The sequence below is a fragment of the Dyadobacter sp. HNCC25DJ183 genome, from assembly GCF_056895175.1.
This window is the reverse complement of the sequence record NZ_JBXHAP010000002.1, coordinates 43,347-55,482: the sequence shown is the minus strand read 5'-3', so window position 1 is coordinate 55,482 and position 12,136 is coordinate 43,347. Positions and strand designations below refer to the sequence as shown.

Here is a 12,136-nt window from a genome sequence, read left to right as displayed (position 1 = left end):
TACTTTGAAAAACGTCAATTTAATTTAGCTTTATGAATTCAGCCGCTCAATGAGCTAATTAGCCCATGTATTGCTATTCAAAATTAATCGCTTGGAATAGTGGTTCTATTATGCCATTTGAATGTTATTCGAATCCTCACCTACAAGGTAAAAATCTTCATTACATATAGAATCAATTTCATATCCAAACAGCATAAATCCAGTTATATTTACGGGAGCAATACACTGAGGTTGATAGTCAAATATCACATACTTTTCTCTTAACTCCATCAATAAACGCCCCAAAGCATTTCTTCCGACTAATTGGTTGTTATCGTTTCGGCACGCTCCCCAGAACTGATCCTTCGTCGAATATTCAACAATTGATCTATCACCAGTTTCTTTCAAAAGAGTTGAAAATTTATTCCAGTTCTGTGAAAGCTTTACTTCTAAAACCCAACGCATTACCTTCACTCGTATTTCATCCCAATCTTGTCGAGTTCTCTGAATATATTTTTTACTTATCATTTTAGCTGTCATCGGACTCGATTGCGCGATAATTTCTCGCTGGATATCAGGAAATAAGGGATATCGCATTGCTTGATATAGGGCCTCACTGGTTAATATTATATTGTCATTAATAAACAATGGATATCCAGGTGCCATATTTGACAAACCGCCAAATAGCTCGTTTGTCTTTCCAAAAACAACACTATCACTATAGTGATAAGATCTCATGTTTGAATTTTCCATTCTCTTAATTATTTCCACGATTTTTCAACACAAATAAAGGACTCCATCCATTATTCGCCCACCAGAATACGACTGGACAGTTATTTGGAATATTTCTATACGTAAAGAATAGAGTTCCTAACCCGAAAGTTTTATGAGACTTTATGGTATACCCTAATGGCCTTAGAGACAAGACATTCATAGCTTTAACTCGGCCAAGAATCTCAATGCCTTTTTTTAAAAATATACTTTCCAGCCTATTGCGATTTAAAGGCGAGGAAAATAGCGTCTCTTCAGCTGGTTGATTAGCCTTTCTAAAAGCTCTATCTGCGTTCAAATTTGCATGCATTAGTGATGTAAGGTACCCAGCTTCCTCTGTCGCAAGAGTATCTAAGGGCAACATATTATTGAGAGCCGGCTTCGCACCTTTTAGATTATTTTGAACATTATATATGCTAAAATATTCAATATGCTTCTTGGTTTCAAAATCAATATTTGTCATCAATCTATACTCAACATTTGAGAGTCCCCAATCGTGCGAACAAAGTAGACATACACTCAACTTAATTTTGTTTCTTCTTAAATACTCAAAATTTGAAGATTCTCTTTCGAAATGATTTGCTGCTTTTAGCCACTCGTACAAATGATAATAAATAGTGTTTCCAGTAGCCAGAACGTCGTCTAGATATATATATTGTCGGCATCTGACTCCACAATCGTCTAGAGACATGCCATGTTCTTCAATCAATATTTCTTCTAACAGGCTTAAAAGTTCACTCTGACTCTTGTGTTCAGCTTGAAGATTCAGGAAAACTGTTTCAGTCAAAAGAAGACGAACGTCATTGTATTTAAAGTAACTTGTCAAGTATGCTACATACCTTCGAAGCATGTCTTTACACTTTTCTCTTGAAAAATAAGTTTTTTCAAATATTACAGCCAGTTCATCTAGAATAAACCCTTGATCCTCAGAACTAAATTGAGATACCCAATTTAATATATGTTTCCTAGACATTGCATTATTTTCATAGTCACCTATAATATCTAGGATCCTTTGAGCTTTATCTTCCATTCAAAATTTGATAAGGCCTAACAATCATTGGCTGCTATCGATAAGACAAAGTGCCTATTGCGCTACTTACAAGAGAAGCTCTAAGCTATTATCCTTGAGTTGACCCTGCAATCCTAACTTCTACTAGAATCTGATTCACTGTTTATATATTGTATTAGCCTTGAAAAGTAAGCAAGAAGGCAATATTACCTAATGTACTATAATTTAATTTAGCTTACCCAACTTGACAATAATCTTGAAGGGCCAAACACCAAGCTTTAAGGCTCTCATAATAGCTAAACTAACTACCTTCTGAGCGTTCTTCCCACTTTCCGTGACATGGCGCAATTTCCCTTCTGCTAGCTTCTCTACTTTGGCAAAACCAAGCTCCTGCGTAATCTTCTTACATATCCATACATTACGAGCATATTGTATGACGTCTCCAATGCTCTACTCCCCTCTGTCGGCACTCGGTTGATGTAGATATGTATATGCTTATGAGGCTTGTCGTGATGTTGGTAAACTACAATCTGATGATCTTTGGATAAGCACCCATCTTGGTGCAGTATTGGTTTGCCGCCTCAATCATCTGTTCTTTAGTTGGGTTCTCTTCCAATTTCCAGCTGAGAGAAGAATGCCACACTGGCTTTTTACATCTGCTGAAAGCTGCTTATTGTTGCATTTCCAGTGCAATACCGAGCGGATCTAGTAATACGTGCCGTCTATTCCGTTGGAAACTGTGCTGTTAAGGCACGGTTGATAGCTAATTTGAGTTAGTAGCTACCTCTGCAAGGCAGAACGTGACTCGAAAATGTAAAAAACGACCCACGTATACGTCGATAATCTTAAATCCGACTCTCAATCATCTTTGACTAATTCGTAAGGCTAAGCAGGCATGGATCATTTCAAATATTGGTCGGCTATTTTATCGGTTTGCGTCTTGATTTGATAAAGTATAGAGAACATGAGCATCTTTTCAGATTCGTAGCCCGCAATCCAATCTCGAAACTCTGAAATCTGGTTGATACTGTGCAGACGTTTAACGGACTGATTGAAGTTGTTACCAAGTTCAGTTAACCCCTTACGCAGCCTGGTCAACTCTTGCACTGTGTCATCGAAGGAACCGTTTCGTTCGATGACTGTCACTGGTCGGTTGAAGATTAAATGCCTGACAAATTCACTCAGTGCCCTGCACGTAGTTTGACTGCATTTGCCTTCCAGTCTAGCGTATTCATCGAGCGTGAGCCTAACACCCACCAGCCTCGTTCTGTTTGATTTTATCTTTTTCATAAGCTCCTATCTTCACGTTCAAACATTAATAAAACTCTTTCAAAAACCTGGACCGACTTTGGAGGGGAAGGCCAGACCGGGTGCGCAGCAACCGCGATTGTTTAACAATCGTACATCTGGCCAGACGCTGATAAGAGGCGGCTTAGCCAGTTTCAAGGTTGCAGAAAACAGCAAGCTGAGCTATGAAATCTCAAAGGGCCATTGTTGAGTTAAGTGTAAATTCTATATGTTAAAGGCATCCGCTTCCGCTTTGGATTCTTTCTTTCATACAGCAGGAGTAGCACATTCCTCTCCATCGCATTTACTGTTTTGGTTTAAAAATTCATTCAAATCCTTTTGCCCTGCATAGAACAAGCTCATATCAATCACGCGCGAATATGCTTGTTTAATTTGCGTTGCTGCCTTTATTCCGGACAGATCATTATCAAGAAAAAGGAACTTGGAATTATAGGCAGATAGATACTCGGATGCTCTTCGTACCAGCGAGATTGAATTAAGAATCAGAAAACTTGCATCGGCCACATGAAAAACCGGCAGCATGAGATAGGATAGGAAATCTATGAAGCCCTCAAACACGAGTAGGTTACCACTACCGTTGTCAATCAAGGATACGTCTTTCGGTGCTATGCAAGATTTGAAGCCTTTACTCCGTAGCTCGTAGCCGCCTGCTTGGCTTTTAAATCCAATCCCCTTAAAAATGCGCTCTCGATTCAAGTAGGTAAGCTCCGTGCAATGTTGGTTGGCCACTTCAATGGAGATGCCCCGGGCATTGAGATAATCGATCAGCCGCGGATCTTGGATGTAACCCTCCTTTACTATACGTAGCTTACTAATACTTCTATGTTCAGGAGCTGACTGTGCTGGTTGCGGGTGAAAAGAAGAAAAATTGCCGGTTGTGAGCCGGATTACCTCTTTAACATCTTCCGTTTTGAAAATATGGCAGGCGAGGTCTACTAGATTACCTCCTACCCCCATTCCATGGTCGTACCAGAGATTTTTATAGATGTCGACTTTGAATGATGCGTGCTTCTCCGAATCTCTTATCATGCTGATATACCAATAGTTAGCCCCTATTTTGGACGTTGGCCGGTAGCCATTTTGATCCAAAAATTCTATTATGCTGTGTTGCTGATTTAATTGTTTTGCATTCATGTCTTTTCTTTTTTCACCCGCAGTCGTTCCGTTCCGTTCCATTTTCCACGCGTTCCACTTGTTCCATTTTGCGTAAAAAATTGACTATCTAATTGAATATGAGGGCGTTCCATTTTTAGTCAAATTTTTGACCGAGAAATGTGGAACAAATGGAATTTCTGGAACAAGTGGAACGCCTGGAACGGAATGGAACAAGCGGAACAAATGGAACGAGATGGAACATCTGAGGCTAAATGGAATTAATGGAACGAATGGAACGAAACGGAACTTTGGAACAAATGAAACTTTTGGAACGAGATGGAACATCTCAGGAACAAATGGAAATAATGGAACGGCTGGAACGAAATGGAACTTTGGAACAAATGGAATTTTTGGAACAAGTGGAACAAAGGCGAACTGGCCGAGTTCAATTGCCAGATATCACCATTTTCTTCGAACATTTTTTCACAATCCCCTCTCATAAATAAGGAGGGGTTGTGAGAAAAATGTGGACTTCTTACAGGCCAATCATTCGTTTAGCCAGCGATGAATAGTCCCTTTGCCCCTGTTCAATATTTTCGCAATCTGCTCAATAGTCTTACCCTGATCCCGAAGCTCCCGTGCTAAGTCCTTTTGCTCCTCCTTCACAGGCATTACCTCCGTGCCTATGTGCTGCGCTTCGTCGATGTTGTCCTGGACAAATTCAAACCATAGCGTTTCAGGATTCAGGCGGATTAGCTTAGCACCGTCGGTCTCTTCGCAATGCCTGGATTTGGAGCGCTTGAAGATTCGGTATTGAATGTCCTGTTTGCTCTTCCGAAGGAACATGTCGCTATCCGTCAAATCAGATTTGACACCGGAACCGCTTTGAAGATCACTGTCGGTCAGCAAATTCCTTGTGTGCTTTCGCGTATGGTCTGTGATGATGATCGTTGTATCCAGCAAATCGCGTAGCGTCAAAATCAAGTGCATTGCTTTTGCCACTTCTTTTCCATTGTTAGTGTCGGAATTTAGAAAAGCTACCCTGAAATTGTCCAGGACTATTAAAACCGGCTTCAAGCTCTTCGACATCTCTACAATAGCCTGGACCTCTTCTTCCAACCCCTTTTTAGTTGTGTAGACTTTACTTCGGTAGGTTGAGAAATTGATTTGCTCAGGCGGAGATTCGAATAGCATACCCAGCCTTCGACTGATCGTGTCTTCACTTAGCTCACAGTTAATAAATAATGTATTTCCGTGATACTCGATTGGCTCATTCCAAAGCGAAGGCCATTCTGATGCAATGGCGACGCAGGCTTGGAGTCCTATCAAAGTCTTTCCCGTACCCCGCTCAGCTGCAAATATGACAGCAGAGTTTTCAAGTACATAATTTCCCAGCAAACGCCTGAGGGGAGCAAGCGTTCTTCCTCTAATCGCCAGATCTTCCATATCATTAAGGGAAGATTTATGTAAAATCTTTCCTTCCAAATGGTTGTGAAAACCATTCAAGGCAGCTAATTTTGTCATACTAATTTTGTTAAGAATTTTTGAAGGGGTAATGCGTTCGAGGCATTATCCCTTTTTCTTTGATTTCTGGTTTGTGTACATGTAATCCAACACCTCGGATTTTACAAAATAGATTCTTCGGTGAAGTCGGCGATACGGTAACCCGTCCTTTTGCCACTGATGCAGCGTCACCAGCGAAACGTCGAGCTCCCGAGCCATTTGCGCTCTTGATAGAAGTCGCTCATCACTTTTCGACGTCGGATCTGCCTTCGGGCTAAGGGCATTCTTGAACTCTTCTTGAATCACCTGTCTGGTGAAGTTTTTGAACTCGTCAAACTCAATTACTAGCAGTTTGGTCATGGCACATTTGTTTTTTGTTGATGGGATCAAATGTTGAGGCGAAGGCGTACAAAAGCAAGTATGAAAAAGTATGAACTTTGCTTCAACTGCTATTAAATGCATTTGGAGGCCGTATAGGCTTATTTTGCTTAATCTCAGTACGAGGTGAGCAAAAGCAAAATCTCGACGACGGGGTAAGAAATGATAAAGATTTGACAATCAGTCTCCCGGAAAATGAGAGTTGGAATCCCAACTTTCTGTCACCAATTTTAAAATTTAGGAGCCGAATTGAAACTGAGTCAACTGTAAACTCTGAGGAGGGAAATCTGAATTTCTGGGCGGACTGTAAACCAGAATGTAAACCAAACAAAAAACCGCTAGACAATCTATTGATTATCAAGCGGCTAGCTTTGTTTTCTGTGGTGATGGACGGAATCGAACCGCCGACACAAGGATTTTCAGTCCTTTGCTCTACCGACTGAGCTACATCACCAGGCTCAATTGGTTCCCTTTGGGACTGCAAAGCTAGAAGTTTGGTTTTGGTTTACAAATTATTTTCAAAAATATTTCTCCAAAATCAGAGTCAGAAAAGCCTTTTGCCTCAGTTCCTGATACTTAGACTCACGTTACTATATTTTATCTTAAAACCGTTTGCTTCGAAATACATTTTCGTCATATTTGTTATGGTATGCTTGCATACTATTGAGCTTAGAATCAAATTCAATGGCATAGATGGCAGTATTACAGCAAATTGCATTCATAACGGTTTTAGCCGCCACTTCATGGATACTCCTCAGGCGCGTTAGTCTGATCAGGAAAACCATCTTGCTAGGCAAAGAGGAAAACCGGAGCGATCAGCCTTCCAGACGTTTTTCGACCATGTTGCGCATTGCTTTTGGACAAAAGAAGATGTTCGACAGGCCGCTCATAGGGTCTCTTCACTTTGCAGTTTATATCGGCTTCATTTTAATCAATGTTGAAGTACTTGAAATTATCCTGGACGGTATTCTGGGTAAGCACAGGATCCTGGCTCCATTGCTAGGCAGCCTTTACAATTATCTGATCAGTTTTTTCGAAATCCTCGCCGCGGGTGTTCTCATTGCCTGCTCCATTTTTCTTATCCGCAGATACAATCCAGGCGTACAGCGGCTGCAACCTGCCCGGCACCGGGAAATGAATGGGTGGCCGCAGCTCGACGGTAAGCTGATATTGGTCCTCGAAATTGTGCTCATGATCGCAATCCTGACCATGAATGCAGCAGATAGCGTTCTTCAGAAAGCCGGGCATCTGCATTATACCGCTACCGGCGACTTTCTGATAAGCAGTTTTTTACAACCTCTATTTTCAAACTGGAGTACTGAGGCTCTGGTGATTTATGAACGTGTGGCCTGGTGGCTGCATATCCTGGGAATTCTAGGCTTCGCAGTCTACCTGACTTACTCCAAGCACTTGCATATCGTTCTCGCATTCCCAAACACATATTTTGCCAGACTTAAACCGAAAGGGGAAATGTATAATATGCCCGAGATCACAAATGAAGTGAAAGTGATGCTGGGCCTCGAAAATCAGAATGCCGACGCGGTTGTTCCGGAACGGTTTGGTGCGAAAGATGTGACTGATCTGAGCTGGAAAAACCTGATGGACGCATATTCGTGCACAGAATGCGGCAGGTGTACCGCCGCTTGTCCGGCAAACATTACCGGCAAAAAGCTTTCTCCCCGCAAAATCATGATGGACACGCGCGACCGGCTTGAAGATGTAGGCAAGATCATGCAGGCCAACAAGGGTGAATTTGTGTCCGACAACAAGAGTCTGATCGGAGATTATATTCTTGAAGAAGAAATACTGGCGTGTACAACATGCAATGCGTGTGTTCAGGAATGCCCGGTGCTGATAAACCCGCTGGACATTATCTTACAGCTACGCAGATATAAAGTAATGGACGAAGCGCATGCGCCAGGCTCGTGGAATGCGATGTTTCAAAACCTCGAAACAAATCAGGCGCCCTGGAAATTCTCGCCGGGAGACCGTTTCAATTGGGCCGATGCTGTGCGATAAGTTTAATCAGAAATTGTAAAAAGTCTGAATATGGAACAAGCAGATTACCGGGTGCCAACAATGGCGGAAATGGTGGCGAAAAATGAATCGCCCGAGATACTGTTCTGGGTGGGTTGCGCCGGCTCTTTTGATGACCGTTACAAAAAGGTTACAGTCGCATTTGCGAAAATATTGAACAAAGCGAAAATCAGGTTTGCTGTACTCGGCACCGAAGAAAGCTGCACAGGAGATCCCGCCAGACGCGCTGGTAACGAATTTACTTTTCAAATGCTGGCTATGTCCAACATCCAGGTTTTGGATATGTATGGCGTGAAAAAGATCGTTACGGCGTGCCCGCATTGCTTTAATACACTCAAAAATGAGTACCCGGAGCTCGGAGGAAATTACGACGTTATTCACCATTCGCAGTTTTTACAGCAACTGATTGAAGAAGGAAAAATCAGACCGGAAGACGGACTTCCATTCAAAGGAAAAAAAATAACTTTTCACGATTCTTGCTACCTCGGTCGTGCCAATGATATTTACGAGGCACCGCGTCACGTTCTTGAAACGCTTGATGCGGATCTTACCGAAATGAAACGCTCGCGCGCTAAGGGACTTTGCTGTGGTGCGGGCGGCGCCCAGATGTTTAAAGAACCCGAAAAAGGCAACAAAGACATCAATATCGAGCGGGTTGAAGAAGCGCTTGCAACCGGCGCAGATACGATTGCAGTAGCTTGTCCGTTTTGTATGATCATGATGACCGATGGTTTGAAAAACAAGGAAAAAGAGGATTCTGTAAAAATCTATGATCTTGCAGAGTTGGTAGCACAGGCAAATGGGCTTTAAAGCGACTTTTCCTGTAAGAACTTAGTCCGATTATTCATTGTTGAATTTTGACGACCATATTTGTCGGAACATTAATTGAAGTTGAAACCATGTACATTCCATTCAGCGATATAGATCTTAAAGCGAGGGTCTGGATTTACCAGGCTAACCGCCAGCTTACTGAAACAGAAACAGGCATCATCACAGAAACCCTGAAAGCCTCACTCGATAGCTGGGAAGCACACGGGAAACCGCTGACAGCCTCAGGAAAGGTGTTTGAACATCGCTTTGTAGTCATCGCGGTTGACGAAAGGGATGAACTTCCGAGCGGCTGTTCCATTGACAAGTCTGTACATTGGTTGCAGGAGATCGGACAACGTATGCAGATCGACTTTTTCGACCGGTCGCTGGCTTACCTGGATGAAAATGGCGGAGTACAAACCATACCGGTTGCCAGGATCAAACAATCTGTTCAGGAAGAGATCATTCAACCATTTACTACCATTTTTGACAACCAGGTTGCCACAAAGGCGCAATGGATGACACGCTGGAAAATCGCTGCTTCCAATTCCTGGCTGAACCGTTATTTCAATGCGCAGACCAGTTTAAAGGAAAAATAGATAGTTTTGAAGTCCAACCAGTTGATCCTTTCATGAAGTTTTCCGGAATAGCTGCTGTCCTGATTCTCTGCCTGGCACTTGTTGCCTGTGATGAAAATGTAGTTTACAAGGCGCATGAAGATATTGACGATGGTCTTTGGTATATCAAGAACAGGCCTACTTTCAAAGTAGAAATCACGGATACTACGCAGACCTACAATCTGTATTACCTGCTCAGGAATACATTGCAGTATCCTTATTACAATCTGTATATGACAAGAAACTTTGTTGGTCCCGACCAGAAAGTGATTTCAAATACATTGGAAGAAGTTTACCTGTCCAATGAAGTTACCGGCAAGCCTTACGGTCATGGACTTGGTGATTTGTTTGACCATAAAATCCCTTTCCTTAAAAACTACCGTTTTCCCAGGTCCGGGACTTACACGATAACGCTCTCGCAATCCATGCGCCAAAACCCGCTTCCATTTGTAATGAGTGTGGGAGTAAGTGTGGAGAAAGTGCCGGTTAAGTAGGTTTTAGCTGTTAGTCGTTTGCTATTGGCTATTAGCTATCAGCTTTTTTAGCTATCTACTGATCCGGGTTGGATGTTGCCGGGAGATCCCTCTGGCCTTTTTCGCGGTTTGTTGCGGTATTTTCGGTAGGGTTTTTTCTTGAATTCCTGGGGAACAGCTGCTTCCCGCTGCATTTCTGCTTGCTCTGCCGCTACTTCGTGAACCGGCTCGCCTAAGAGAAATCCGTAAGGTTCCAGGCTTGGAATTGTATCCAGGATCACTTTCAGGATTGCTGTTACGGGAAGTGCAAGTATCAAACCTGACAGCCCCCACAACTGGCCGCCCAAAAACAATGCAATAATGGCCGCCAGCGGATTCACACTTACTTTCGATCCTACGATATTGGGCGTAATAAAGTTACCTTCCAGAAACTGAACAAAGCTCATTATCCCGATCACCCCTACTGCATACCAGGGTGAATCCATCGTCACGATGCTTAAAAGTGCAGGAAGAACCGAGCCGATCAAAATCCCGATGTAAGGAATCAGGATTAAGAAGCCGGCCAAAAATCCAAAAAATATCGCGTGGGGAATTCCTAAAAGCAGTAATCCGACGCTGTTCAAAACACCTACGATCAGGATTACCAGGAATAATCCGGACAGGTAACTTTGGATTACTTCATATATTTTCCTCAACAATGCATTCAGATCTTCGTTAGGTACATTCCGGATTGCTTTGTGCACGAACATTCTGAAAAAGTCGCGGTAGAGCATGAAAAAGAAGATATAAAGCGGGATCAGTACGAATGTTGAGATTGCGCCTGTTGTGGTAACAAGTGTATTCAGGAGAAAAGCGCGACCTTCGGTTAATGCATTGACCAGGTATTTTTTACCCTCACTTACCTGCTGGCTCCGGCTGATATTGAGGTAGCGCTCGCCCATAGTCAGCGTTTGATCCATAATCGTCTCTGCCTTTTCAGTAATGCGGGGCAGCTCTTCTGCAAAACTTCCGATCTGAATGGACACAACGTAGATCAGAATAACAATGACCGTAAAAAGCGTCAGAATACTAAGCAGGATTGCGCCTATCCGGGGTACCTTCTTTCTTTCCAACCAGGCACAGACCGGGTAAAGCAAAATTGCCAGCAGGATTGAAAACGCAAGTGGAATGATAGTTTCACGAAGAACAAACAGAATGTAAACCGTTGCGATTAATGCCACAAGTGTGCTGGCTATCTTCAGGTAAACGGGGGTTTCTTTACTTTTGTCCGGAACAGGGCGTAATGTTGAATTCATGAATAAGTTAATGTACGTGTGGTTTGCTGTGAAGACGCTTTTTTCTACCTGCGATTCTGATCACAAAGTCAACAATTTCAAGAGAGTACGGTCTGAGTACAAAATTAGCAAAATAGGCAAGCTTCCTAGCCTGATATCTGAAAGTTCGGGGCTCGCCAGGTCGCAGAATACAAACATATTCTGGTCGCACAATGACAGTGGCGGTAAACCCGAATTATATGGTTTTGATCTTTCCGGTAAACTCATTTCAATAAAAACCATTCCCCAGGCAAGGAATGCAGACTGGGAGGACCTGGCGGAAGACAAACTTGGTAACATCTACATTGGTGATTTCGGGAACAACGCAGCAATACGCTCGGAATATGAGATATACAAACACAATACGCTGGATTCCACAACACAGGTAATCAAATTCAAATACGCTGAGCAGCAAAAACCTGCAAAGAATAGCGCAGGCCGCATTTTCGATTCAGAAGCCTTTTTTCATCACGACAACAGCCTTTATCTTTTTTCCAAAAATTGGGGAGATGATCCGGTTGTGAGAATGTACCGCATTTCGGATAAGCCAGGCGATTATGTAGTCACTGTGGCAGACAGTATCCCCGTCAATGCGCAGGTAACCTCTGCAGATATCAGTCCCGACGGTAAAAGGTTTGTACTCCTGACTTATGGAAAAGTGCTGGTATTTGAAGTGTCGGACGAGGGCGTTAATTTTAGCAAACCAGTGGGCTGTTTCCGGTTGGTGAAAAAGCAAAATGAGGCGATCTTGTTTTTGAACAATACCGATATGCTTGTCACCGCCGAGCAGGGAGATATGTACCGGATTACTTATCGTTGATATTAAGTTTGTGTTAATAATAG

General features: G+C 42.7%; 14 protein-coding genes, 1 tRNA gene and 1 pseudogene. 6 read left to right on the top strand and 10 right to left on the bottom strand.

Annotated features, from left to right (window positions below; translation table 11 throughout):
• Positions 1-108: 108 nt before the first annotated feature.
• The 6 genes and pseudogenes from AC1XTG_RS04205 to AC1XTG_RS04180 all read right to left on the bottom strand — a co-directional run bounded on the left by AC1XTG_RS04205 (position 109) and on the right by AC1XTG_RS04180 (position 4,243).
• Positions 109-732 (bottom strand): NADAR family anti-phage protein, encoded by a 624-nt coding sequence (locus tag AC1XTG_RS04205; RefSeq protein WP_484841129.1) that lies wholly within the window; start codon positions 730-732, stop codon positions 109-111.
• A 4-nt stretch (positions 733-736) separates the two neighbouring features.
• Positions 737-1,780 carry a phosphoribosyltransferase-like anti-phage protein gene (locus AC1XTG_RS04200; RefSeq protein WP_484841128.1) on the bottom strand — a complete coding sequence of 348 codons (1,044 nt, stop codon included), beginning with the start codon at positions 1,778-1,780 and terminating at the stop codon, positions 737-739.
• A 347-nt stretch (positions 1,781-2,127) separates the two neighbouring features.
• The gene (locus AC1XTG_RS04195; RefSeq protein WP_484841515.1) at positions 2,128-2,325 is read right to left on the bottom strand and encodes a relaxase/mobilization nuclease domain-containing protein; all 198 of its coding nucleotides are present in this window, start codon (positions 2,323-2,325) and stop codon (positions 2,128-2,130) included.
• A pseudogene (locus AC1XTG_RS04190) lies at positions 2,283-2,411 on the bottom strand (relaxase/mobilization nuclease domain-containing protein); the annotation flags it as partial. The gene AC1XTG_RS04195 and the pseudogene AC1XTG_RS04190, both read right to left, overlap by 43 nt.
• Positions 2,412-2,659: 248 nt before the next feature.
• Complete coding sequence (locus tag AC1XTG_RS04185; protein WP_484841127.1) at positions 2,660-3,049, bottom strand: plasmid mobilization protein; 390 nt, start codon at positions 3,047-3,049, stop codon at positions 2,660-2,662.
• Positions 3,050-3,313: 264 nt separating this feature from the next.
• The gene (locus AC1XTG_RS04180; RefSeq protein WP_484841126.1) at positions 3,314-4,243 is read right to left on the bottom strand and encodes a toprim domain-containing protein; all 930 of its coding nucleotides are present in this window, start codon (positions 4,241-4,243) and stop codon (positions 3,314-3,316) included.
• A gap of 200 nt (positions 4,244-4,443) precedes the next feature.
• Between AC1XTG_RS04180 and AC1XTG_RS04175 the strand changes: the two genes are divergently transcribed.
• Positions 4,444-4,668, top strand: a complete 225-nt coding sequence (locus AC1XTG_RS04175) for a hypothetical protein (RefSeq protein WP_484841125.1) — start codon at positions 4,444-4,446, stop codon at positions 4,666-4,668.
• Between the two features lie 40 nt (positions 4,669-4,708).
• On the opposite strand, the gene AC1XTG_RS04170 is transcribed toward AC1XTG_RS04175, so the two are convergent.
• The 3 genes from AC1XTG_RS04170 to AC1XTG_RS04160 all read right to left on the bottom strand — a co-directional run bounded on the left by AC1XTG_RS04170 (position 4,709) and on the right by AC1XTG_RS04160 (position 6,497).
• Entirely contained in the window at positions 4,709-5,686 is a 978-nt protein-coding gene (locus AC1XTG_RS04170; protein WP_484841124.1) for an AAA family ATPase, read from the bottom strand.
• 45 nt (positions 5,687-5,731) lie between these two features.
• On the bottom strand, positions 5,732-6,025 hold the full coding sequence (locus tag AC1XTG_RS04165; RefSeq protein WP_026629440.1) for a helix-turn-helix domain-containing protein: 294 nt from the start codon (positions 6,023-6,025) through the stop codon (positions 5,732-5,734).
• A 399-nt stretch (positions 6,026-6,424) separates the two neighbouring features.
• A tRNA-Phe gene (locus AC1XTG_RS04160) sits at positions 6,425-6,497 on the bottom strand.
• A gap of 239 nt (positions 6,498-6,736) precedes the next feature.
• Here AC1XTG_RS04160 and AC1XTG_RS04155 point away from each other — a divergent pair.
• From AC1XTG_RS04155 to AC1XTG_RS04140, 4 genes are read left to right on the top strand one after another with little or no spacing between them, the layout of a single operon-like run.
• On the top strand, positions 6,737-8,062 hold the full coding sequence (locus AC1XTG_RS04155; RefSeq protein WP_484841123.1) for a 4Fe-4S dicluster domain-containing protein: 1,326 nt from the start codon (positions 6,737-6,739) through the stop codon (positions 8,060-8,062).
• A gap of 30 nt (positions 8,063-8,092) precedes the next feature.
• The gene (locus AC1XTG_RS04150) at positions 8,093-8,890 is read left to right on the top strand and encodes a (Fe-S)-binding protein (RefSeq protein ID WP_484841122.1); all 798 of its coding nucleotides are present in this window, start codon (positions 8,093-8,095) and stop codon (positions 8,888-8,890) included.
• A gap of 47 nt (positions 8,891-8,937) precedes the next feature.
• A complete protein-coding gene (locus AC1XTG_RS04145; RefSeq protein ID WP_484841121.1) occupies positions 8,938-9,489 on the top strand; it encodes a hypothetical protein in 552 nt (183 codons plus the stop codon).
• A gap of 32 nt (positions 9,490-9,521) precedes the next feature.
• The gene (locus AC1XTG_RS04140) at positions 9,522-10,001 is read left to right on the top strand and encodes a gliding motility lipoprotein GldH (protein WP_484841120.1); all 480 of its coding nucleotides are present in this window, start codon (positions 9,522-9,524) and stop codon (positions 9,999-10,001) included.
• A 47-nt stretch (positions 10,002-10,048) separates the two neighbouring features.
• Here the strand turns inward: AC1XTG_RS04140 and AC1XTG_RS04135 are convergent, their stop codons facing one another.
• A complete protein-coding gene (locus tag AC1XTG_RS04135; RefSeq protein WP_484841119.1) occupies positions 10,049-11,275 on the bottom strand; it encodes an AI-2E family transporter in 1,227 nt (408 codons plus the stop codon).
• Between AC1XTG_RS04135 and AC1XTG_RS04130 the strand changes: the two genes are divergently transcribed.
• Positions 11,274-12,113, top strand: coding sequence for a hypothetical protein (locus AC1XTG_RS04130; protein WP_484841118.1), 840 nt, complete (start codon positions 11,274-11,276; stop codon positions 12,111-12,113). The two genes, AC1XTG_RS04135 and AC1XTG_RS04130, sit on opposite strands and share 2 nt — an antisense overlap.
• The last annotated feature ends 23 nt before the right edge of the window (positions 12,114-12,136 follow it).

Coding starts and splice junctions, on each gene's coding strand:
- AC1XTG_RS04170 (WP_484841124.1), bottom strand. CDS start 5,686: ATGACAAAATTAGCTGCCTTGAATGGTTTTCACAACCATTTGGAAGGA.
- AC1XTG_RS04140 (WP_484841120.1), top strand. CDS start 9,522: ATGAAGTTTTCCGGAATAGCTGCTGTCCTGATTCTCTGCCTGGCACTT.
- AC1XTG_RS04205 (WP_484841129.1), bottom strand. CDS start 732: ATGGAAAATTCAAACATGAGATCTTATCACTATAGTGATAGTGTTGTT.
- AC1XTG_RS04150 (WP_484841122.1), top strand. CDS start 8,093: ATGGAACAAGCAGATTACCGGGTGCCAACAATGGCGGAAATGGTGGCG.
- AC1XTG_RS04175 (WP_484841125.1), top strand. CDS start 4,444: ATGGAACGAATGGAACGAAACGGAACTTTGGAACAAATGAAACTTTTG.
- AC1XTG_RS04135 (WP_484841119.1), bottom strand. CDS start 11,275: ATGAATTCAACATTACGCCCTGTTCCGGACAAAAGTAAAGAAACCCCC.
- AC1XTG_RS04200 (WP_484841128.1), bottom strand. CDS start 1,780: ATGGAAGATAAAGCTCAAAGGATCCTAGATATTATAGGTGACTATGAA.
- AC1XTG_RS04165 (WP_026629440.1), bottom strand. CDS start 6,025: ATGACCAAACTGCTAGTAATTGAGTTTGACGAGTTCAAAAACTTCACC.
- AC1XTG_RS04130 (WP_484841118.1), top strand. CDS start 11,274: ATGAATAAGTTAATGTACGTGTGGTTTGCTGTGAAGACGCTTTTTTCT.
- AC1XTG_RS04185 (WP_484841127.1), bottom strand. CDS start 3,049: ATGAAAAAGATAAAATCAAACAGAACGAGGCTGGTGGGTGTTAGGCTC.
- AC1XTG_RS04155 (WP_484841123.1), top strand. CDS start 6,737: ATGGCAGTATTACAGCAAATTGCATTCATAACGGTTTTAGCCGCCACT.
- AC1XTG_RS04180 (WP_484841126.1), bottom strand. CDS start 4,243: ATGGAACGGAACGGAACGACTGCGGGTGAAAAAAGAAAAGACATGAAT.